The following is a 20132-nucleotide window of genomic DNA, read 5'->3' as shown; positions in this document are numbered from 1 at the left end:
GAAGCAAGAATCAAGAGGTCAAGAGTCAAGATTAAAAAAATAACTCATTAGGATAGTTTCAATCCGCTACTTATCTATCTTTCAATTCTTCTTTCTTGATTCTTGCTATCTTGATTCTTGACTCTTTTCTCTCATCCTCACGCGTCCACCGCATCATAAACAATAACCTTTTCCCAAAGGTGACTGCAATTTTTTATAAACTCAAGGTGTACCGGATGGGTTTGATAGGTTGCCTGCCCGGCAAGGTCGCTAAAAAACATCAGCTCGGATACTGCCCAGCTGTTATCAACCACATCCCGTTTTTCGGTAGATGCAACAACACCTACACGCAGTTCACGCACGGTTTCAATTTTCGATAAGGTTTTTACGCCTGCTACCAGCTTATCCCTGTCTTCTTTTGATGCCGGGTTTTTGAGCCAGAAAAACACATGATGGATAACCGGGTATTTATTCGCCGAACTTTTCAAAGGAAGTGCAGATGCGGCCGTACCTGCGGCAAGTGCCGCTGAAGTTGTTATAAATTTTCGCCTGTTGGATGTTTTCATAGTTAATTCAATAAAAGCGTTAATTTAAATAAATTAATTAATGTGCGAAGTATTAGCTTTGATTTTAATATTTCATGATCCTTTACAATTACCTCATCTATTTCTTCCTGCTTGCGGGTGTGGCGCTCAGTATCATTACCCGTAAATTAACTATTGGCGCTGCTTTGCTAGGCGGCGTAATTGGCTTATTGGTTTTTAAGGGAGGTGGCTACAATGGTCTTATTATACTTGCATTATTTTTTATTTTAGGATCAGGAGCTACCGGGTTAGGCTTAAAAAGGAAACAGGAAATTGGTGCAGCTGATGAAAACAAGGGCCGCCGTACTGCCGGGCAGGTTATGGCTAATGGCGGTGTTGCAGCTATCCTGGGCGCAATAGCATGGTATAAGCCGGAACATGTACATCTGATGCAATTGATGATGGCCGGGAGCCTGGCGGCGGCCACTGCGGATACCTTATCATCAGAGCTGGGCACCTTACTGGGGCGCAGGTTTTATAATATCATCACTTTCAAGAAAGATCAGCCCGGGTTAGATGGTGTGGTAAGTTTGGAAGGTACACTAACAGGCGCAGCCGGTGCGGCAATTATTGCCTGTGTTTATTCCATTGGTCATGGTTGGAATAGTGAATTATTATGGATCATCCTGGCTGGAATCATCGGTAATCTTGTCGATTCAATATTGGGCGCAACGCTGGAACGTAAGCATTTAATTGGCAATAATTTAGTGAATTTTTTGAACACACTTACCGGCGCAACGGTATGTATGCTTTTTTTAAAGGTTTAGAAAAGTGTTTTTTACCTATAAATGGCGCAATAAATCAATTAAAAATAATTAATATAAAACAACGTAGAATTGTGACTGTTTAATCAATAAATATAGCTATCTTTGTAACTATTTAAAATCAATATAATGCAAGAAGGAACAGTAAAATTTTTTAATGAAGAAAAGGGTTTTGGATTCATCACCCCAAGTAACGGTGGCAAAGAAGTGTTTGTACACTCATCAGGCCTGATCGACCGCATTCGCGAGAATGACACCGTTCAGTATGAAGTAGAAGAAGGCAAAAAAGGCCCTAACGCGGTAAAAGTAAAAGTAGCTTAAAACTATAATAATTAATCGTGAAGCATTTTCCCTAAAACGGAAAATGCTTTTTATTTTCCTCAGCCGTTAATCAACAGCTCATCTTTCCTTAGTGAAAGATTTATAACATATCACCCAATGCCTGACATTCTTTGAGGCATAATTATTATTAAATGAGACAGCTTAAGATAACTCAGTCCATTACTAATCGCGAGACCCAGTCGCTTGATAAATACTTAACAGAAATTGGTAAAGTAGATCTGATTACTGCACAAGAGGAAGTTATCCTCGCACAAAAGATCAGGGATGGTGACCAGGCCGCTTTAGAGCGTTTAACAAAAGCGAATTTACGTTTTGTGGTATCTGTTGCAAAACAATACCAAAACCAGGGAATTACCCTTGGCGATTTGATAAACGAAGGTAACCTTGGCCTTATTAAAGCAGCAAAACGCTTTGATGAAACAAAAGGATTTAAATTTATATCATACGCAGTTTGGTGGATCAGGCAATCTATAATTTCTGCAATCTCTGATCAGTCGCGTTCAGTGCGCTTGCCGTTAAACCAGATTGGTACTTTAAGCAAGATAAGAAAAGTACAATCACAGCTTGAGCAGGAATTTGAAAGAGAACCAACGCCGGAAGAACTTGCCGAAACCCTTGAAACAACGGTTGAAAAAATTGCCGATTCATTAAGGAATTCAGGCAGGCAGGTATCAATTGATGCGCCTTTTCAACAGGGGGAAGAAGGAACTCTGCTGGATGTAATGCACAATAACGAACCTACAACTGACAGCATGCTGATCCATGATTCGCTTGCTACTGAGCTTAACCGTTCGCTTTCAAAATTAGGAGAGCGCGACAGGGAAGTACTGGTGTTATTTTACGGGTTAGGAAACAATCACACCCATACTCTGGAAGAGATAGGTGAAAAATTCATCCTTACCCGCGAAAGGGTTCGCCAGATAAAAGATAAAGCGCTGCAACGGATCAAACAATCATCACGCAGTGGTGCATTGCAATCATATTTGTAGTAGATCCATAGCAACGGTGAAAAACCGGGACATCTGAAAAAATTTATAGAAACAAACGCAAAGCCTGTGCCCTCACAGGCTTTTTTATTGGGTATATTCAAATACACACATGTTTTTGCCTGCACTATATCGCAGGACTTCGCCCTGCGCTGACGTATGTCATCACTTCAGGGCTTTGGGCGTCTTTATTAATTCCCGGCCCCCCCATTTCCAACAATAGCAATATCCATTAAAAATTGTCTTTGTTAGACCAAAGGAAAGGGTCTAATACGCCAACGCAAAGCAACGCCCTGCGATATTGCGCCCTGCAAATCGCATCAATAAGGCGATGGGCTTGTAGCTGTCCATCCTCCATCAACCACCAAACTCTGCCCGGTAATATGCCGAGAAACAGGCGATACGAAAAACAGAGCCGCATTGGCTATATCTTCAACCGTAGCAGGCTTGCCCAACGGTGTAATTCTCGACCATGTTTCCATATACTCCTTATCCATAAGCGTTCTTTCCGTTAAAGTAGCTCCGGGAGCAATGGTGTTGATGGTAATATTATAGTCTGAAAGCTCAACAACCAGACTTTTGGCCAGCATTTCCAGCCCGGCTTTGGTCATCCCGTAAGCTGCTAAGTTTTTATGCGCCTGGTGACCAGTTACCGACGACATCAGCAATATACTGCCACCCGAACCCTGTTTTTTTATTTGAAGCGACGCTTTTTGCGTTAAAAAGAAAGTACCATACAGGTTTAAATCCATCACCTGTTTTAATGATTCAGGCTGATAATCTAAAAACTCACCAAAGGTAGTGATCCCGGCATTTGCTATCGCGATGGTAAGTTTCCCGAATTTAGTAACGGCTTCATCAACTAAATGCTGTATAAATTCAACATTTGAAACATCCCCGGATACTGCATGGCAAATACCTCCTTGTTTTTGTATTTCTGCCGATGCCTTTATGGCTAATTCTTCATCTATATCGTTAAGAATTACCGATGCGCCTTCGTATGCAAGCTGACGGGCTATCTCGAAACCGATCCCCTGCCCTGCCCCTGTTATAATTGCTACCTGGTTGGTGAATTTTTTGTTTGTCATTATAAATAAACCTTGAACTCCTTTTATTCTAACTCTTGATTCTTGACTCTTAACCTCTTGACTCTTTCCCTCAGTGCGAATCTCGTAAAACCCCGCTGCCGCTGCCGCCTTTTAAAAACCCAAAATCGGCCCCCAAATGCGCTTGCTCCACATTTTGCTGGTATAACCAGGTGTACCCTCGATTTGTTAAGGGCTGAACAGGTGGTAACTGCTTTTTCCTCTCAGCTATTTCCGCATCCGATAGTTCAATATGCAAAGTTTTATTAAATACATCAAGGCAGATCAAATCGCCATCCTGTACAATTGAAATATTACCACCTGCGGCAGCTTCCGGCGAAACATGAAGAACAACGGTGCCAAAACCTGTTCCGCTCATTCTTCCATCCGAGATCCGCACCATGTCCGTTACCCCTTTTTCAAGCAGCTTTTTGGGGATGGCCATATTGCCCACTTCAGGCATGCCGGGATAACCTTTAGGCCCTACATTTTTAAGTACCAATACGCTGTTTTCGTCAACATCAAGTAAAGGGTCGTCTATCCTTGCTTTATAATCTTCAATATTTTCAAACACTATGGCTTTGCCGCTGTGCTGCATCAATATTGTGTTTGCTGCGGACGGTTTGATTACCGCGCCATTTTCGCATAAATTCCCTTTCAAAACCGTGATGCCTGCGGCCTGGTTAAATGGTTCTTTTACAGTAGCTATTACGTCGCGGTTAAAGCACTCGCTATTCAAATAGTTATCTGCTATCGGCTTACCGCTTACAGCAATGGTTTCCCTGTTTAACAAGCTATCCAACTCCTTCATTACAGCGGGAATTCCCCCGGCATAATAAAGATCTTCCATAAAATACTTACCGGATGGCTGCAAATTAGCAAGCAGCGGAATTCCTTTAGCTGTAGTATCAAAATCGTCAATCGCAAGCTTAACACCTATCCTGCCGGCTATTGCCAGTAAATGAATAATAAAATTGGTTGAACCGCCAATAGCAGCATTGGTGAGTATCGCGTTTTCAAACGCTTGCAGGGTAAGGATGTCCGACAATTTCAAATCTTCCCTAACCATATCCACTATCCGCATACCTGACAGATGCGCTAACACCTTCCTGCGGGAATCAGCTGCAGGAATAGCGGCATTTTCGGGTAAGGAAAGACCCAAAGCCTCCGTCATTACCGCCATCGTTGAGGCTGTGCCCATTACTGCACAATGCCCTCTGCTGCGCGACATGCAGGCTTCGGCAACATTCATTTCCTCTTCCGTCATTCTACCTGATCGCTGTGCTTCCGAAAAGCGCCATACATCAGATGTACCTATATCCCTTCCCTGGTATTTACCCGTAAGCATAGCACCACCCGAAACAACAATAGTTGGGATGTTTACACTGCAGGCCCCCATGATTAATGATGGAGTTGTTTTATCACAACCGCACAGCAGCACTACCCCGTCGAGCGGGTTAGCCCTGATAGATTCCTCCACATCCATGCTCACCAGGTTACGGTAAAGCATAGCGGTAGGCTTAATAAGTGTTTCGCCTAATGACATTACCGGGAACTCAACCGGGAAACCGCCTGCCTCATAAATGCCATGTTTAACAGATTCTGCCAGTTCTCTGAAATGTGCATTGCACGGGGTTAATTCCGACCATGTATTGCAAATGCCAATAACAGGCTTACCCTTAAACTCATGTGCCGGGATCCCCTGGTTCTTCATCCACGAACGATAAATAAAGCCGTCCTTGCCTGTTCTGCCAAACCATTCGCTGCTTCTCAGTTTTTTTTCGTTCATCTTTGATTTTTCGGTTTATGAATCTCAAAGTTATATTTTTTATATAGACAATAGATATGTTCAACAAAGAATCAAATGAAGCCGTTAACAAGAATAGCCGCTGTAATTATGCTTAAAGATTACTTTGCTGCTGTTTATCATACTGCCGAAACATTACACCAACCACAATAGCAATTATAAACATTACAACTGCCGCCGCCCCTGCAGTAACCTGGAACGATTGTAAAAATGCAGTTTTAGTAAGGCTAATAAGTTTTTGCCCTGGCTCACCGTTAAGTTGTTTGGCTGCCTGCACTGCTGCTCCAAAAGTATTTTGAGCGATATGAATTGCAGTTTGCGGAATTCCGTAAACCTTTAATTCCGCCAGGTGATACCGGTATACAGCTACACCAATACTGCCCAGCAGTGCAATCCCGAATGATGCGCCCAGCGCAGTACTTGTTTCTGAGATCCCTGCCGCTGCCCCGGCTCGTTCGGGTGGTGCAGCCGTCATAACCATATTGGTACTAAGGGTAACAACCAAACCACAGCCTAACGATAGCAAAATGGTGGCAATAATCAGGACAGGCAAAGTGCCACTTATCTGCGTAAGTACAACAAGGCTTATCGCCATAGTTACTAATCCGATAATGACAAGTGCCGGTTTAGGACAAACTTTTGTTAATTCATGTGTAGATGCGCAGCTGATAGTACTGGCCACTGCAGCGGGCAAGGTCCATAACCCCGCTGTGAATGGATCCATATTCAGTATCAACTGCAGATACTGGCTTACAAAAAGGAAGATCCCCGCCCACATAAAAAGTGATACCGGCAAAGTAACCAGTGCTATCCTGAAAGGCGGGATTTTAAAAAGACTTAAATTTATCAGCGGGTCTGTTAATCTTCGCTGTCTTCGTAAAAAGGCAATGCTGAAGAGAACGCCGGCTAAAATGGGCAGCATAAATATCAGTTCAATACCTTGCTCGGCAATTTGTTTTATTCCGTAAGTAACAGGAAGAATAGAAGCTATCAGTAAAAAAACACTTGTAAGATCGAATTTTGCACCCCCCGGATCCTTAAATTCAGGGAGCAATAACGGTCCCAGTATTAAAAACAACAGCATAACCGGCACGCCCATCAAAAACACTGATCCCCACCAAAAATGACCTAATAAAAACCCGCCAACTAATGGGCCCAGCATTGTACCTGTAGAAAAGCAGGTTGTCCACAGCCCTATGGCAAATGCGCGCTGCGCCTCATTATGAAACATATTGCGAACCATAGACAGTGTAGATGGAAGCAAGGTTGCGCCTGCCATGCCTAACAATGCTCTTGCAGCAATCAGCAGATTGGCGTCCTTAGCAAAAGCCGCAAGTGCTGATGCAAAAGCAAATGCTACAGCCCCCATCAGTAACAGCTTGCGGCGGCCAATTCTGTCGCCTAAAGATCCAAGGGTGATTAGTAAACCAGCCTCGATGAACCCATAAATGTCGGTGATCCACAACTGCTGCGAGCTGGTAGGTTTAAGTGCCGAGCTGATGGAGGGAATGGCAAGATATACCACAGTTGTATCCATTGACACCAGTAGAGTGGGCAAAGCCAGCACAGCAAGGGCCATCCATTCTTTAGTTCCGGCCAATGATTCATCTTTTTGCATCTATCAAAAATATCACCTGTAAATTAGATATATACGGTGAAAGAATGCCAATACAGGGTGGAAAATATGACAAAACCAGTCTGGAAGCAGCCATAATCAGGCATAAGCTTTTATATTATTTCTTACCGTATTTAATTCTTCGTACTTTTATGCTGGAATGAATAATACCCGGACATATATTTATCAAAACCCATTTTCAAAATGGTTGCTTGCCGTTGTTTTGCTACTGAGTTTTTTTACTTTTTCGGGATTAGTTGTTCAAACCCAACAGAAGCCCAATGCCCTGCAAACTACATTGGTGCAAATCAACCAAAACCGGGTTGTAAAAAGCATTACTTATAAAAGGGCTTTAAGGCATACTCAGAACGGGGTAAACACATTCTCATTTTTCGTTACATCAGTCATTGATTTAAGTGAGCTGCATAGCAGGCAGGTAAAAATACAAATAGCCAGTCGTTGCATCAGTAATATTAGAAATCTGCAAACCTGCTTTTTTTATCAGCATAAAACCATTCCACAAAACACAAGCGATGATCCTGCCTTCACTTTAGTGTAATCCCCATCTTTTTAACCGCCTTAGCGGTAAAGTCCATTTATTAAGCTGCTGAAGAACATTCAGCACCATCAGTTATTTTTAAAAACAAGCATATGAAACAGCTCAAAAAGGTGATAAGGCTTTGTGCTTTAGTCCTTTTTATAGTGCTTGCGTTAGCAGGCATAGGTATATTTGGGGTTGCCCCAACATTAAGTAAAGACAGGAAATTATTTGCAGATATAGAATCAGTAACAGAACAAAATGAAAAAGGAAACGCAGAAAATACAGGTCAGACAGAGATTCTGAAGTTTTAAAATATCAAAATTCCGTGTCTCCATCTCTCCTTCACGAACTCCGTGGTTGTTTTTTACCGCGGAGTTCCCAGGGGGACACGCAAAGGGTACAGAGAAAAATCAAATTTCTATCGTCAATTTTAATATTCATATTAGTGAATGAAAAAATACTATATCCTTATCATTCTTTTCCTTACCGGATTGGTTGTTTCTGCCATCAATCCACATGATTATTTTACCTGGATATTGGAGGTTTTCCCGGCAATGATTGGGTTTATAGTATTGCTGATAACCTTTAAGCGCTTTAGGTTTACCTATCTAACCTATTGCTTTATATTGATCCATTGCAGCATATTATTTGTAGGCGGGCATTATACTTATGCTATGGTGCCGTTATTTGATTGGATAAAAGATATATTTCATCAAAGCCGTAATAATTATGATAAGCTTGGCCATTTTGCCCAGGGGTTTATACCTGCAATGATAATCAGGGAGATCTATATCCGCCAAAATATCATCCAAAAGAAAACCTGGGTCCCGTTTTTAACAGTAGTTGTTTGTATGAGTATCAGCATGTGCTATGAATTTTTGGAATGGTTTGTTTCTGTTGCTTCAGGCTCATCCGGCGATTCATTTTTAGGCACGCAAGGCGACGTTTGGGATACACAATCCGACATGCTTTTTGCAACTATTGGCGCAATTTACATGGTTTTATTTTTCTCGAAATTACAGGACAAAAAGATCCGCGAGTTTCAGCATAATCAAAATTCATAGTTCCTGTTTGTAACATTTAGCTGAATGCTTATTCTAAAATTAGCCGCTTTAAATAAAGTTGTAGTTGTAAAGGCAAACTCATAGTTTTAACTATAATTAACTGACCGATAAATCAAAAAACAAAAATGAAGCACTTTTACTTTAAACCCGTTTTTGCAGCGCTGATGCTGACCAGCGTAAGCCTTTATGCTCAACAGGAAGTTGTTGACACAGCAGCATTTACCAAAATAAGGAATGCCGAAATGAAAGATTCGCACATTCCATCCATTGCACATTATATTACTGATGTTTCGGGGTCAAGGCTTACCAATTCTCCAGGGTATAAAAGAGCCGGTATGTGGGCTGTTGAAACCATGAAGAAATGGGGAATGGCAAATGCAGCCATGGAGCCATGGGGCGATTTTGGTAAAGGATGGGAAATAGAAGAATTCAGCATCTCACTAAAAGCACCTTACTCGCAATCAATAACCGCATATCCTGAACCATGGAGCGGCAATACCAAAGGCGAGATCCATGCTGATGTCGTTGTACTGCCGCAGGCAAGTGCCATGGATACGGCTTATATAATTAAGCACTCTAGCGAATTTAAAGGTAAATTTGTTTTGGTAATTGGAAGCGCACCAAGCTATGAGCCTGATTATAAACCGTCGGCAGAGCGTTTATCAGATACTGCGCTGGCTAATATGAAGGATACTTACATGCTTAGCCGGGAGGTATTAGAGGGTTACCTTAAATATTTTAATACCATTAACAGGGTTCCTCAATTAATTCAAAAATCAGGTGCTTTGGCAATTATCACTTCGGGTGCTGAAAACAGGAACGGAACCGTTTTTGTACAGGGACTTATGGGATATAAAACCAATACTAGCGAAAGTATGGTAAAAGTAGCTATATCATCAGAAGATGCACAACGGATAAAAAGGCTTATTGAATCGGATCACAAAGTTGAGCTGAACTTAAATGTGAAAGCTAAATTTAACGACGCTGATATAAAAGGTTATAATGTTGTTGGCGAAATACCGGGAACTGATCCTAAACTAAAAGCACAGCTGGTAATGCTTGGCGGCCACATGGATGCATGGGCTTCATCAACCGGGGCTACCGATAACGGAGCAGGTTGTATAGTAATGCTGGAAGCTGTCAGACTGCTTGATTCATTAGGTCTAAAACCTAAACGCACAATTCGTATTGCTTTGTGGGGCGGTGAAGAGCAAGGTCTTTTAGGATCATACGGTTACGTAAAAAACCATTTCAGAGGAACTGACCTGGCTTTAAAACCTGAGCAGGCCAAAGTATCGGCATATTTTAACCTTGATAACGGAACCGGAAAGATCCGTGGTATTTTTGCCCAGGATAACACGGCTATAAAGCCAATATTTGAGCAATGGTTTAAACCATTTGCTGACCTTGGCGCAAGTACGGTAACACTGAAAAATACAGGCTCAACAGATCACCTTTCATTTGATTGGGCAGGTATACCGGGTTTTCAATTTATACAGGATCCTATTGATTATGAAACTCGCACGCACCACAGCAATATGGATAATTACGATCACCTGAAAATTGAAGATCTGAAACAGGCTGCAATTATTGTAGCATCATTTGTGTACCAGGCCAGCAACCGGACAGACATGTTACCGAGAAAAACTCTGGAAAAAGGAACATTTGTATTTGACGGGTTGTAAGATCTAAATATCAAAACAAACAGAAGCCGCCTTATAAATTAACATGAGGCGGCTTCTTTGTATCAATATATTTTTTATTCTGCTGCTGCGGCTTCGTTCACCATACTTTCAGCGGCCTGGGTTAAAGCTACATCAGTTGCTTTTTCATTATCAAGGGTTTGCTGCAGCAGATCGGCAACTTCAGTATGACCCATTGTTTTAGCAAAAGTCCGTAATGAGCCATAGGCAGCTATTTCATAATGCTCAACCTTTTGGGCGGCAAGTATCAAACCTGCATCCCGTGTGTGTGTGCCTTTTTCAGTATCTTCTAATATGCTGGCTGCTTCAGTAAGCAGACCTTCCATAGCATCACATTTTTTTGCTACTGCTTTTTCATCCAGCAAAGAAAATACCTGTTCAAGCGTTTCAATGTGCGTTTGGGTTTCGCCAGTATGCTTTTGAAATGCCGCCGCAAGATCACTGCTGGTTGCTGCCTTCTGCATTTTTGGTAAAGCTTTTACCAGGTGTTTTTCGGCCCAGTAAATATCTTTCAATTCGTCAACAAAGAATTTGTGAAATTCTGAGTCTTCCATTTTACCGGTTAAACCGGCAGGTTTTGAGTTTGATGTTTTAGTTACCATGTTATTTATTTTTAAATGGATATTTGTGTTCTTAAACAACCAAAAACAACCTCCCTTGTTTTAACTTTTAATATATTATTTTTCTATTTAAAACATAATAACAGAAATATAAACAACTATATTAACTCTGCATTAGTATAAGCTATAAAATTCAATTTTTTTTAATCTTGGTGTAGCGCTATCAATTTTCCGTCCGTAATGGCTATTATAAATTATTTGTGAATAAGATTATGAAAAACTTTAAAACCATTTCAAAAAACTTAGTAGTAAGGATCAGTGCTGTTTGCATACTATCCGTTATGTTGTCGTCATGCTTAAAAAACCACAGTTCTGACACTCCTGCTCCGCCGGTAGCATTATTAACAGTTATCCAGGCTTCTCCCGGACAGCCGCCATTAAATTTTTTAATTAATGGCGAGAGGGTAAATGTAAATGCATTAAATTTTGGAAGTAGTATTGATTACTTCAGAGCGTATACAGGCAAAAGAACATTTGCGTTTACCAACAACGGTGCAGGCTCAACCGTTGTTAGCGATACCGCAACACTAAAACAAAACGTGGCTTATTCTTTATGCCTGGTTAATAAAGTAAGTACCCCGCAGCTTTTATTACTTACAGATTCAATTTCGCAGCCAACTTCTGGAAATGCCAGTTTGCGTTTTGTTAATTTAAGCCCTGATGCACCTGCTGTCGACCTTGCTGTAAAAGACGGCGCTGTATTAGTGGCAAACAAAACTTTTAAGGGATTCTCATCTTTTAAGCCACTTGTGGGAAAATCTTATACTCTTGAGATTAGGAAAACCGGAACAGCTACCGTGCTGACTACTTTACCTAATGTTTCCTTAAATAACGGCTTTGTATACACTGTTTATTTCCGCGGCCTTGCTGCTGCCACAGATGCTACCAAATTAACGGCCGATTTAATTATCAATGCACACCCTTCTTATAATTAAAACAGGCAGGAAATTTTTACTTATTTAAAGAACCCGTCCTTAAAAAGGCGGGTTTCTTTGTTTTAACAATAACATACGCTCTGCCATTCACTATGGACTATCGACCATGGACTTTGGACTTTTCCTTACTTATCCTCTTTTATTGCTTTCATACCTTTTGTCCAGCGTAATAGCTGGTTAAACATGAGTGTTGTTGCTGTATTCAGTTTTTCATCGGCCACAAATTGGTTTTCATCGTTAATGAACTGGTGCAGCATCGGGATGTTTACCATTTCGCCAAGTGAAACTGTTTTAAGTGAAAGCAGATCAGATTTAAGGCTCATAACTGCCCTTACACCGGCAAATGGTCCTGCACTGTAGCTAACAATTCCGGCAGGCTTGTATGCCCACTCATGTACAAGGTATTCCAAAGCATTTTTTAATGATGCCGGGTAACTGTAATCATACTCTGCAGTAACAAAAATAAAAGCATCGGCTTCTTCAATTTTTGCGCTCCATTGCTTACTATGGTCATGTTCATACTGACGCATAATTGGGTGAACAGCCTCGTTCATCAACGGCAGATTAATTTCACCAAGGTCAAGCAGTTCAACTTCAAAGCCATGATTTTGTGCTGTTTCTGTTATCCATTTTGCAACAATCGGCCCTTTACGTCCGGGCCTTACAGTTGACGATATTATTTTAAGCTTGTACATTTTACTTTTTTTGATTACAAGCACAAATATATTATATGTTTAAACATATAATTAAAATCGGAATAAAATTTACACAATGTCAACAACATATGGCATTATTTGCAGAAGGATTACAAATTATAATTTCTTTTATAACAATTTTATAACAATATGCCTATGCCCTTGTTAAGCTTTTAGTTAGATGATAGCCAATCTTACCTATTTTGTAAAGCTGTTAAAAACCTGCCCTATTAACAGTAATTTGAATAAGGTGAAGGAATTGACAAAACACGATTTAAGGAATTATAAAGATTTACAGATTATTAAACATCTTTATCGTGTAAATCTTATAAAATAATTCAATCGTGTTCTATCGGTTAAACTCAAACAGCGCCGCATTTTCATTCTTTTTCCCCTGGATCAAATCCTTTAATATCTCCGCTGCAATAACACTAAAGGTTATACCATTGCCCCCAAAGCCAAGCGCAAAATAAGTGTTTGGCCTTTCCGGGATACTGCCTATATATGGCAAGCCATCCGTGGTAATGGCAAATGCCCCGGCCCAACTAAAATCAGGTTTTAAAGGTATGTGTGGCATCTTTCTGAGGAAGGAACTTGTTAATTGTTCAGCTTTTTTACTGATAAGTGACGGTTTTATATGCGGATGATGATTAGGATCGTCACGACCGCCTACCAGGATGCGGTTTTCGCTAACAACACGAAAATACATGTAAGGCGTAGCCGTTTCCCATACAAGGCTATTGCGGTGCCAAAAATATTTATCATCCAATGGCTCTGAAACCATGGCATAGGTGGAGTGGATCTCGGCTATCTGTTTAGGTACATACTTCAGGCTTTCGTACCCGCAGGCTATCACCAGCTTTTTGGCTTTTATTTTTAACCTGCTATGAGTTTGCAGTATAATGCCATGTTTGGTGTTTTCTACCTGGGTGATGTGGGTATTATTATAAACCTTATTACCCTTTGCCTGGAAGTCTTTTAGCAGCGCATGGGCAAGCAGGTAGGCATCTACCTCGCCACCATCTTCGCTGAATATAGCTCCAGGCGCTTCAAACCCAAAGGTATTTTTTATGTCGGCCTCTTCCAGCCAGCCAACTTTAAAGCCATATTTTTTACGCAGTTGATATTCCTGCTGCAGCTTACTGGTATGATTTTTAAAGCTGGCATATTGCAGGCTTGGTACCAAATTAAAATCGAACTTAGGTTTTAGCGTTTTGCAAATGTCGCCGATATCATAAATGGCTTTGCGACATAGTTCATAGCTTTTAACGGCATTCTTTTCGCCCACATAATTGCTAAGATCAGTTAAAGAAGTATCAATTTCATATTGTAAAAACGCTGTACTTGCCGCAGTGCTGCCCATGCCTACATGCCGCCTGTCGAACACCGCAACTTTCAGGCCGGTGTTTCGCAGGTACCAGGCCGTTAGAGCCGCGCTGATGCCCGCTCCCATAATAGCTACATCAATATCAAGATCCTTATCCAGCGAAGGGTAAGAGGCAACAATGCCATCTTTCATTAACCAGTAAGGATTTTGTTCGTAAAGATTCATTGATATGGGCACTCACCGTAATTGCTTTACTAATACTGTAAAATTGGGGGATTTGTTTGTTTTGGAAGGTGAATAAGGTTAGGATTCAATTGAAAAAGTCATGAAATGATAAAGGCGGCCTTTCGGCCGCCCTCCCGTTTTATCAACTAAAATATAGATAACTAAATAGTTTATCAGACAGTTGTTGTCGGATTTCTGATAATCCCAATAAGAAATGCAATTATAGCAATTACAAGTAAGGCATGAATTAAACCGGTTGCTGAATAAGCAAATACTCCTATCGCCCATCCTATTATCAGGATGACTGCGATGATATAAAGTAGTGATCTCATAGCTTTTGTTTTTTTTAGTTAAATGTATTAACCATCACTAAAAAATCGTGCCAAAATTTTGTTCAACATTTATGATATTCTTGCAGAGTAGATTTGTTTGGTAAACTGTACAGGAGGCGGGAACAGTTAAAGAAAATAGCATTATGATTAATGTTAAATGAAAGATTCACACTTAATTCGCTGCCCTGGAGTAGTGTCTAAGCCACTCCTGTCTATAACTCAATAACAAATTACCTAACCTTTAACTGGCTCAATAAAGATCTGCTTTATCTTTGGAAATTCATCCTGGATGGTTTTAGTGATGCGCTCAATGGCGTCTGTTATCTGTCGGGTGGTAAGGCCGTCTTTAAAAACAGTATTCAGTTGCAGTAAGATGTCTTCGGGCGACATATAAGTGCTGAAATGCTTTTTCACTTTTATCACAGCTTCGTCCGCCTGGGTAATCATAATCACCTTATGCAGGGTTTTGCGACTTGTAGCCTCGCCCAGCAACAGGCTTTTACTTTCGCGCACCAGCAGGCCGGAAATGGCAATTAATATAAGGCCTATTATTATAGAAGCTATGCTATCGTAATAAGGATTATGGTACAAATGTCCTAAAAAAACGCCTAAAAAAGCTACTATCAGCCCCAGTATATCGGCCACATCGCCTAAAAGCACAATAATGGTCGATGGGTCTTTGGTTAATTTTACCGCCTTCCAAAAAGAAACCTTTCCCCGCTGCCTGTTAAATGCCTTAGATGCATAATAAAATGTAATGGATGTAAATATAAAAGCTATGCCTAAAACACTATAATCCCACCCTTCGTTAGCATCCAGTACCGGATGCTCTACCCGGATGATTCCCTGGTAAACTGAAACACATCCCCCTAAAACAAATATCATCAGCGATACAATGAACGACCAGAAATATAGCTCCTTGCCATAGCCAAACGGGCGGCTCGGATCAGCCTTGCGTGTGCTGTTTTTTACCCCCCATATTAATAACAATTGACTAATGGCATCAATTACAGAGTGGATCCCTTCGGAGATCATAGATGAACTGCCGGTAAATGTTGCTGCTGTAAACTTTGAGGCCGCAATAAGCAGATCAGCAACTAAAGAAATATAAATAAATATTCTCGATTTCATCCTTTTAAATATAACAAGGTTTTGGATAATTAGTTGGATGGATTGTGGCTAAAATCTTCTGCATCAAACATAAAGAGGATCTGTCAATTGGTTACCCTATCTTATAAAGTTCTTCACTTTGTTGAGAATGACAAATTGGATGACTACTCCTCCCCCTTTACAAAAAACTGCTTATTAAAATTTACTAAATATAATTCAGTTACGGCCCGGGTGCAGGCGGTATAAAACCAGCGGAGAAAGTCGGTATTTACCATTTCTTCGGTTAGATAGCCCTGATCAATAAACACGGCATCCCACTGGCCGCCCTGGGCCTTGTGACAGGTAATAGCATAGGCAAATTTTATTTGCAACGCGTTATAATAAGGATTTTGTTTAAGCTCATTCCATTTGGCACGTTTGTTAGGAATATGGTCGTAATCTTTCATTACCTCCAGGTAAAATTTCTTTTGATCCTCCGGGGTTAATGCGGGTGCTTCGGAATAAAGCGTATCTATCATTATCTTACAATCAATTACAGGGTCTTCGGCATAATCAATAAACTCCAGCTGCACATCGGCAAAACGGAAACCATACATATCCTCAAAGCGGCGCACCTTTTTTATACGGGCAATGTCCCCGTTGGCAATAAAATCTGTGCTGCTCTCTTCTTTTTCCTGCATCCAGAAGTAATTATTTTTCACCACCATCACCTGGTCGCCGCCGGTAAGTTCTTCTTCACGGTATAAAATGCGGTTACGGATCTGCCTGTTATAGGCATTTGCATTTTTGTTCGACCGGCAAATTATCAGCGTATTATCGTTACCGTACTTGTTATAGGCATAGTTTAGCCCTTCCTCAAGCATATCACCCCCCATGCGGTATACATCCTTATAGCCCTTAGTAATTATTTGCGGCATTTTCTCCTTGCCCTTGCGGATTATATCTCTTACCCGGGTAACATTAAACAAAATTCCCGAATCTTTTTGCTGGCGCAGCACATCGGTAAGCTCAAATGTAAATACATCCAATCCAAACTTATTTTTGACTAATTTAGGATCCAATGCCGGACTATCATCCGACCCTACGGGCGGCAACTGGGCAGTATCACCAACCAGCATTAGTTTACAATTTTTAGTATTGTAGGTATAATTTATAAGATCGTAAAGTAATGATGCTTTATGGTTTATACCAATATCATCTGATATCATTGAGGCCTCATCAACAATAAACAACGTATTATCAGCAAGGTTGTCGCCAATCAAAAACCCTTCATCAATATTAGCCGCTGATTTTTTACGGTAGATCTTTTTGTGAATAGTAAAAGCCTTTCGCCCTGAGTAAGCTGTGATTACCTTTGCCGCACGCCCGGTTGGCGCCAGTAAAATATATTTAAAGTTGTAGCTGCGCAACGCCTTTACCAATGCGCTTACTATAGTGGTTTTACCCGTACCTGCGTACCCCTTCAATATAAAACACTCATCGCCGTTATCGCTCAGCAAAAACTCATGCAACTTGCCAAACAACTCTATTTGCTGTGGCGTAGCTTCATGCGGAAATGCTTTTTGGATGTAGTCTGACACTGTTGATTGGATTGATTATTTAATGGCGATAAATTTAGAAATAATCGAACGGTGTAAGCGCATTAAATAGCATATACCATTGTCCACGCTAATGCCGTAAAAATAACACAACAAATAAATTCATCCTTTCGTAAAAAACACCTTAAGACCAAAAGCGTAGCATACCAGATTTATGCCCTATCATAATGAAAAAAATTTACCTCGAATTCCTTAGGGGGATCTCAACCGTATTTATTTTGGGTTGGCACATGGCTTTCCTGGCCCCCACAGGTCATCCTACCAGGCTTACAGCATATTGGGGCACCGATGCATTAATAATGTTTTTTATGCTTTCGGGTTTAGTGATCAATCTTTCTGAAACCAAAAAACCGAAATCTACCTGGGCATTTATAAGCAACAGGTTTATACGGATCTATCCCCAGTTTATTGTAGGTATGTTATTAGCATTTATAGCACTGTATGTTACAAATACCACATTTCCTTCTCTAAAAGTTATCCTGGGTAATTTTTTTATGGTTAGTACCATGAAAGATTATATGGGTTATGTTGTTCCAAGCATCCAAAGCAACCTTCCTGTGTGGTCCCTGTCATTTGAAGTTGGTTTTTACGTGCTGTTTGCGCTAACAATTGGCCGCTATCAAAAAAAGGCCATATTTTATTGGCTTATACTTTCCCTTATTGCCATACCGCTTTATTTTTTAAGGGTTGAGCGCGATGTTTTAACCCATATTATAGCTGTATTTGCATTTTCATCCGTATGGATAGTGGGCTATTATATTTATCAATACCGGAATTATTTTTATGCGGAAAAATACACTGTTCTTTTCGGACTTGGCATCCTGCCCTTAATTTCGAGGATGCAATTTTCCGCCAACTTCTATGATCCGTTAAAGTATTTCATCTTTTCGATATTTGCAATACCCTTTTTCAGGTACTGTCTTCAACTCCCTCCCGCAGGCAAAAAAATCAAAATTATTTATTTAATAATACCACATACAATTTTTGTTATTGCCGCATTAACAATACGCTACATGCCCTTAACAAATGCTATAATATACAGTACTTTCCCTTATGTTTATATGGGGCTTGGATACCTTATTGATTTATTAAAAGTAAAAGACAGGTTAATAAATTTTATCAATAAATCGGGCAGCATTATGGGGAAATATTCCTATTCCCTATACATTAGCCATTATACTATCCTGTTTATTTTTTCGAAATTAATTCATAATGTGCTGATTTATGCCCTTGTTAGTTTACCGATTATTATGATAATTGCTTACGGCCTTGAAAGCTGGCTGCAGCCCGCTGTAATGAGTTATTTTAAGAAACGGAAACAGCCAGATACCTTAGTAAAAGAGTATGATATACAACTACTTGCCCGGCAGTTAGCTGCGGTACAGGATGTGAGGGTTTAAAAACAAGTTTTTAACGTATTTAACCAAACCAACATCCTTATTAATATTGCAGATAGCAAATCATAAAAAATAATTACTTTTGCTTATCTGCATGAGCGACAATAACAATTATACCGATAATAGCTTTAACCTGTACCAGGCTTATAGTTATACATTATTATTACAGATTGAGGCAACTTCATTTAGTTATGCAATTGTTAATGATACCAGCTTACTTGTTTCGGCACAAAACTGCGATCTGCACGAACTGGTTCAACCAAAGGCATTGAATGATCTGTTATCAGCCACCTATAAAAAGGTGATCATCGGTATGCCTGCAACAGGGTTAACACTGGTTCCCGGCAGCTTATTCAGCGAAGAAAAGGTTTCAGGCTTTGCGCGTTTTTTGGATGTTAAGGATAGCGAAAAAGTTTTTGCCCAAACACTTGATGACGTAAATGCCATCATTTATAAAACAGATGAGCGCCTGGTTTCGTCTGTTGAAAAATTCGGGCTGCAGAATACTGTTTATACTGCCAAAGGGTGGATTAAAGCTATAGCCAAAAGTAGCCCGCCGAACAACAATTTATACCTCGAGGTTTCTAAAGACAAGGTGCAATTTCTGTACTTTTCATTAAATGCGTTACGCTTTTATAATACTTTTGAATTCAAGAATGAGGATGAACTTGCTTACTTTACATCATTTGTAACCGACGAGCTTAAGTTAAAACCCCAATTTATTACCCTTGTAGTAAGCGGCGACGTTGCTGCCGGCGACAAAAACTTAAGCAGGCTGGCTTACTTTTTTCCTAAAGTTGAATTAAACGGCTTAAAAGTTCTTGAACTGCCTGGTCAAATGGTTTCACATAAATTTCTGGCTCTTGCCGCTTTATCACTATGCGGATCATCGGAGGCAGCTTAAAGGGATTAAGGCTTAATCCGCCAAAAAACTTACCGGTACGTCCTACTACCGACATGGCTAAAGAAGCCCTGTTCAATATCCTGCAAAATAAAATTGAGTTTGAAGGCATTAAAGTGCTTGATCTGTTTAGCGGTACCGGCAATATTTCTATGGAATTTGCTTCGCGGGGCGCTGAACAGGTTATATCGGTTGATCGCAGCATTCATTGCGTGCATTATCTAAAAGATGCGGCCCGCCAGCATGGCTTAACAAGTATTAAAGCTTTTAAGGATGATGTTTTTAAATACCTGCAGCTAGAAACAGAACAGTTTGACCTTATATTTGCCGACCCTCCTTATGATATGAACAAGATTCCTGAGATCCCTAAGATCATATTTGATAAAAAACTACTGTTGCCCGGCGGCATGCTGATCGTTGAACATCAATCTATGCAAAATTTAAGCAATCATCCTGCATTTGTTGAGCAGCGAAAATATGGGCATTCCTCCTTTTCGTTTTTCAGCAATTAAACGTAACATA

The 20132-nt window shown here is 40.4% G+C and carries 21 protein-coding genes; 11 read left to right on the top strand and 10 right to left on the bottom strand.

Annotation, left to right across the window (positions count from 1 at the left end):
• Window positions 1-137: 137 nt before the first annotated feature.
• A complete protein-coding gene (locus JWQ54_RS25010) occupies window positions 138-545 on the bottom strand; it encodes a Dabb family protein (protein WP_299590506.1) in 408 nt (135 codons plus the stop codon).
• Between the two features lie 74 nt (window positions 546-619).
• On the opposite strand from JWQ54_RS25010, the gene JWQ54_RS25005 reads away from it, so the two are divergent.
• The 3 genes from JWQ54_RS25005 to JWQ54_RS24995 all read left to right on the top strand — a co-directional run bounded on the left by JWQ54_RS25005 (window position 620) and on the right by JWQ54_RS24995 (window position 2658).
• Window positions 620-1330, top strand: coding sequence for a DUF92 domain-containing protein (locus JWQ54_RS25005; RefSeq protein ID WP_299590505.1), 711 nt, complete (start codon window positions 620-622; stop codon window positions 1328-1330).
• Between the two features lie 126 nt (window positions 1331-1456).
• The gene (locus JWQ54_RS25000; protein WP_073399174.1) at window positions 1457-1648 is read left to right on the top strand and encodes a cold-shock protein; all 192 of its coding nucleotides are present in this window, start codon (window positions 1457-1459) and stop codon (window positions 1646-1648) included.
• 152 nt (window positions 1649-1800) lie between these two features.
• Window positions 1801-2658: an RNA polymerase sigma factor RpoD/SigA gene (locus JWQ54_RS24995; RefSeq protein ID WP_299590503.1), complete on the top strand. Its 858-nt coding sequence runs from the start codon at window positions 1801-1803 to the stop codon at window positions 2656-2658.
• A 317-nt stretch (window positions 2659-2975) separates the two neighbouring features.
• Here the strand turns inward: JWQ54_RS24995 and JWQ54_RS24990 are convergent, their stop codons facing one another.
• From JWQ54_RS24990 to JWQ54_RS24980, 3 genes are all read right to left on the bottom strand, one after another.
• Entirely contained in the window at window positions 2976-3743 is a 768-nt protein-coding gene (locus JWQ54_RS24990) for an SDR family NAD(P)-dependent oxidoreductase (protein ID WP_299590501.1), read from the bottom strand.
• 70 nt (window positions 3744-3813) lie between these two features.
• Window positions 3814-5529 carry an IlvD/Edd family dehydratase gene (locus JWQ54_RS24985; RefSeq protein WP_299590499.1) on the bottom strand — a complete coding sequence of 572 codons (1716 nt, stop codon included), beginning with the start codon at window positions 5527-5529 and terminating at the stop codon, window positions 3814-3816.
• Window positions 5530-5641: 112 nt separating this feature from the next.
• Window positions 5642-7165, bottom strand: a complete 1524-nt coding sequence (locus tag JWQ54_RS24980; RefSeq protein WP_299590497.1) for an MFS transporter — start codon at window positions 7163-7165, stop codon at window positions 5642-5644.
• 157 nt (window positions 7166-7322) lie between these two features.
• On the opposite strand from JWQ54_RS24980, the gene JWQ54_RS24975 reads away from it, so the two are divergent.
• From JWQ54_RS24975 to JWQ54_RS24960, 4 genes are all read left to right on the top strand, one after another.
• A complete protein-coding gene (locus tag JWQ54_RS24975) occupies window positions 7323-7721 on the top strand; it encodes a hypothetical protein (protein ID WP_299590495.1) in 399 nt (132 codons plus the stop codon).
• A 92-nt stretch (window positions 7722-7813) separates the two neighbouring features.
• Window positions 7814-8014, top strand: coding sequence for a hypothetical protein (locus JWQ54_RS24970; protein ID WP_299590493.1), 201 nt, complete (start codon window positions 7814-7816; stop codon window positions 8012-8014).
• Between the two features lie 138 nt (window positions 8015-8152).
• Window positions 8153-8767 (top strand): DUF2238 domain-containing protein, encoded by a 615-nt coding sequence (locus tag JWQ54_RS24965; protein ID WP_299590491.1) that lies wholly within the window; start codon window positions 8153-8155, stop codon window positions 8765-8767.
• Window positions 8768-8892: 125 nt separating this feature from the next.
• On the top strand, window positions 8893-10452 hold the full coding sequence (locus JWQ54_RS24960; RefSeq protein ID WP_299590489.1) for a M20/M25/M40 family metallo-hydrolase: 1560 nt from the start codon (window positions 8893-8895) through the stop codon (window positions 10450-10452).
• Window positions 10453-10526: 74 nt separating this feature from the next.
• Here the strand turns inward: JWQ54_RS24960 and JWQ54_RS24955 are convergent, their stop codons facing one another.
• Window positions 10527-11072, bottom strand: coding sequence for a ferritin-like domain-containing protein (locus tag JWQ54_RS24955; RefSeq protein ID WP_299590487.1), 546 nt, complete (start codon window positions 11070-11072; stop codon window positions 10527-10529).
• A 230-nt stretch (window positions 11073-11302) separates the two neighbouring features.
• On the opposite strand from JWQ54_RS24955, the gene JWQ54_RS24950 reads away from it, so the two are divergent.
• Window positions 11303-12025: a DUF4397 domain-containing protein gene (locus JWQ54_RS24950; protein ID WP_299590485.1), complete on the top strand. Its 723-nt coding sequence runs from the start codon at window positions 11303-11305 to the stop codon at window positions 12023-12025.
• A 125-nt stretch (window positions 12026-12150) separates the two neighbouring features.
• Here JWQ54_RS24950 and JWQ54_RS24945 read toward each other — a convergent pair whose 3' ends face one another.
• From JWQ54_RS24945 to JWQ54_RS24925, 5 genes are all read right to left on the bottom strand, one after another.
• Window positions 12151-12720 carry an NADPH-dependent FMN reductase gene (locus JWQ54_RS24945; RefSeq protein ID WP_299590483.1) on the bottom strand — a complete coding sequence of 190 codons (570 nt, stop codon included), beginning with the start codon at window positions 12718-12720 and terminating at the stop codon, window positions 12151-12153.
• A 349-nt stretch (window positions 12721-13069) separates the two neighbouring features.
• Window positions 13070-14272 (bottom strand): FAD-binding oxidoreductase, encoded by a 1203-nt coding sequence (locus JWQ54_RS24940; protein ID WP_299590481.1) that lies wholly within the window; start codon window positions 14270-14272, stop codon window positions 13070-13072.
• Window positions 14273-14445: 173 nt separating this feature from the next.
• Window positions 14446-14604 carry a lmo0937 family membrane protein gene (locus JWQ54_RS24935; protein ID WP_299590480.1) on the bottom strand — a complete coding sequence of 53 codons (159 nt, stop codon included), beginning with the start codon at window positions 14602-14604 and terminating at the stop codon, window positions 14446-14448.
• 234 nt (window positions 14605-14838) lie between these two features.
• Window positions 14839-15735, bottom strand: coding sequence for a cation diffusion facilitator family transporter (locus JWQ54_RS24930; RefSeq protein ID WP_299590478.1), 897 nt, complete (start codon window positions 15733-15735; stop codon window positions 14839-14841).
• Between the two features lie 143 nt (window positions 15736-15878).
• Window positions 15879-17294, bottom strand: a complete 1416-nt coding sequence (locus JWQ54_RS24925; RefSeq protein ID WP_299590476.1) for an ATP-dependent RecD-like DNA helicase — start codon at window positions 17292-17294, stop codon at window positions 15879-15881.
• A gap of 185 nt (window positions 17295-17479) precedes the next feature.
• On the opposite strand from JWQ54_RS24925, the gene JWQ54_RS24920 reads away from it, so the two are divergent.
• The 3 genes from JWQ54_RS24920 to rsmD all read left to right on the top strand — a co-directional run bounded on the left by JWQ54_RS24920 (window position 17480) and on the right by rsmD (window position 20122).
• The gene (locus JWQ54_RS24920) at window positions 17480-18712 is read left to right on the top strand and encodes an acyltransferase family protein (protein WP_299590474.1); all 1233 of its coding nucleotides are present in this window, start codon (window positions 17480-17482) and stop codon (window positions 18710-18712) included.
• A gap of 91 nt (window positions 18713-18803) precedes the next feature.
• Window positions 18804-19613: a DUF3822 family protein gene (locus JWQ54_RS24915; RefSeq protein WP_299590472.1), complete on the top strand. Its 810-nt coding sequence runs from the start codon at window positions 18804-18806 to the stop codon at window positions 19611-19613.
• Window positions 19589-20122, top strand: coding sequence for a 16S rRNA (guanine(966)-N(2))-methyltransferase RsmD (gene rsmD / locus JWQ54_RS24910; RefSeq protein ID WP_299590470.1), 534 nt, complete (start codon window positions 19589-19591; stop codon window positions 20120-20122). The genes JWQ54_RS24915 and rsmD overlap by 25 nt, the downstream gene beginning before the upstream one ends.
• Window positions 20123-20132: the final 10 nt, after the last annotated feature.

The organism is Mucilaginibacter sp., assembly GCF_028288225.1.
Classification (GTDB): Bacteria; Bacteroidota; Bacteroidia; order Sphingobacteriales; family Sphingobacteriaceae; genus Mucilaginibacter.
This window is presented reverse-complemented; position numbering and strand designations above follow the sequence as displayed.

Excerpts from the sequence above, each read along its gene's own strand:
- JWQ54_RS25005 (WP_299590505.1), top strand. The coding sequence starts at position 620 with ATGATCCTTTACAATTACCTCATCTATTTCTTCCTGCTTGCGGGTGTG.
- JWQ54_RS24965 (WP_299590491.1), top strand. The coding sequence starts at position 8,153 with ATGAAAAAATACTATATCCTTATCATTCTTTTCCTTACCGGATTGGTT.
- JWQ54_RS24955 (WP_299590487.1), bottom strand. The coding sequence starts at position 11,072 with ATGGTAACTAAAACATCAAACTCAAAACCTGCCGGTTTAACCGGTAAA.
- JWQ54_RS25010 (WP_299590506.1), bottom strand. The coding sequence starts at position 545 with ATGAAAACATCCAACAGGCGAAAATTTATAACAACTTCAGCGGCACTT.
- JWQ54_RS24995 (WP_299590503.1), top strand. The coding sequence starts at position 1,801 with ATGAGACAGCTTAAGATAACTCAGTCCATTACTAATCGCGAGACCCAG.
- JWQ54_RS24945 (WP_299590483.1), bottom strand. The coding sequence starts at position 12,720 with ATGTACAAGCTTAAAATAATATCGTCAACTGTAAGGCCCGGACGTAAA.
- JWQ54_RS24935 (WP_299590480.1), bottom strand. The coding sequence starts at position 14,604 with ATGAGATCACTACTTTATATCATCGCAGTCATCCTGATAATAGGATGG.
- JWQ54_RS24915 (WP_299590472.1), top strand. The coding sequence starts at position 18,804 with ATGAGCGACAATAACAATTATACCGATAATAGCTTTAACCTGTACCAG.
- JWQ54_RS24930 (WP_299590478.1), bottom strand. The coding sequence starts at position 15,735 with ATGAAATCGAGAATATTTATTTATATTTCTTTAGTTGCTGATCTGCTT.
- rsmD (WP_299590470.1), top strand. The coding sequence starts at position 19,589 with ATGCGGATCATCGGAGGCAGCTTAAAGGGATTAAGGCTTAATCCGCCA.
- JWQ54_RS24985 (WP_299590499.1), bottom strand. The coding sequence starts at position 5,529 with ATGAACGAAAAAAAACTGAGAAGCAGCGAATGGTTTGGCAGAACAGGC.
- JWQ54_RS24920 (WP_299590474.1), top strand. The coding sequence starts at position 17,480 with ATGAAAAAAATTTACCTCGAATTCCTTAGGGGGATCTCAACCGTATTT.
- JWQ54_RS25000 (WP_073399174.1), top strand. The coding sequence starts at position 1,457 with ATGCAAGAAGGAACAGTAAAATTTTTTAATGAAGAAAAGGGTTTTGGA.
- JWQ54_RS24990 (WP_299590501.1), bottom strand. The coding sequence starts at position 3,743 with ATGACAAACAAAAAATTCACCAACCAGGTAGCAATTATAACAGGGGCA.
- JWQ54_RS24940 (WP_299590481.1), bottom strand. The coding sequence starts at position 14,272 with ATGAATCTTTACGAACAAAATCCTTACTGGTTAATGAAAGATGGCATT.
- JWQ54_RS24980 (WP_299590497.1), bottom strand. The coding sequence starts at position 7,165 with ATGCAAAAAGATGAATCATTGGCCGGAACTAAAGAATGGATGGCCCTT.
- JWQ54_RS24970 (WP_299590493.1), top strand. The coding sequence starts at position 7,814 with ATGAAACAGCTCAAAAAGGTGATAAGGCTTTGTGCTTTAGTCCTTTTT.
- JWQ54_RS24950 (WP_299590485.1), top strand. The coding sequence starts at position 11,303 with ATGAAAAACTTTAAAACCATTTCAAAAAACTTAGTAGTAAGGATCAGT.
- JWQ54_RS24975 (WP_299590495.1), top strand. The coding sequence starts at position 7,323 with ATGAATAATACCCGGACATATATTTATCAAAACCCATTTTCAAAATGG.
- JWQ54_RS24960 (WP_299590489.1), top strand. The coding sequence starts at position 8,893 with ATGAAGCACTTTTACTTTAAACCCGTTTTTGCAGCGCTGATGCTGACC.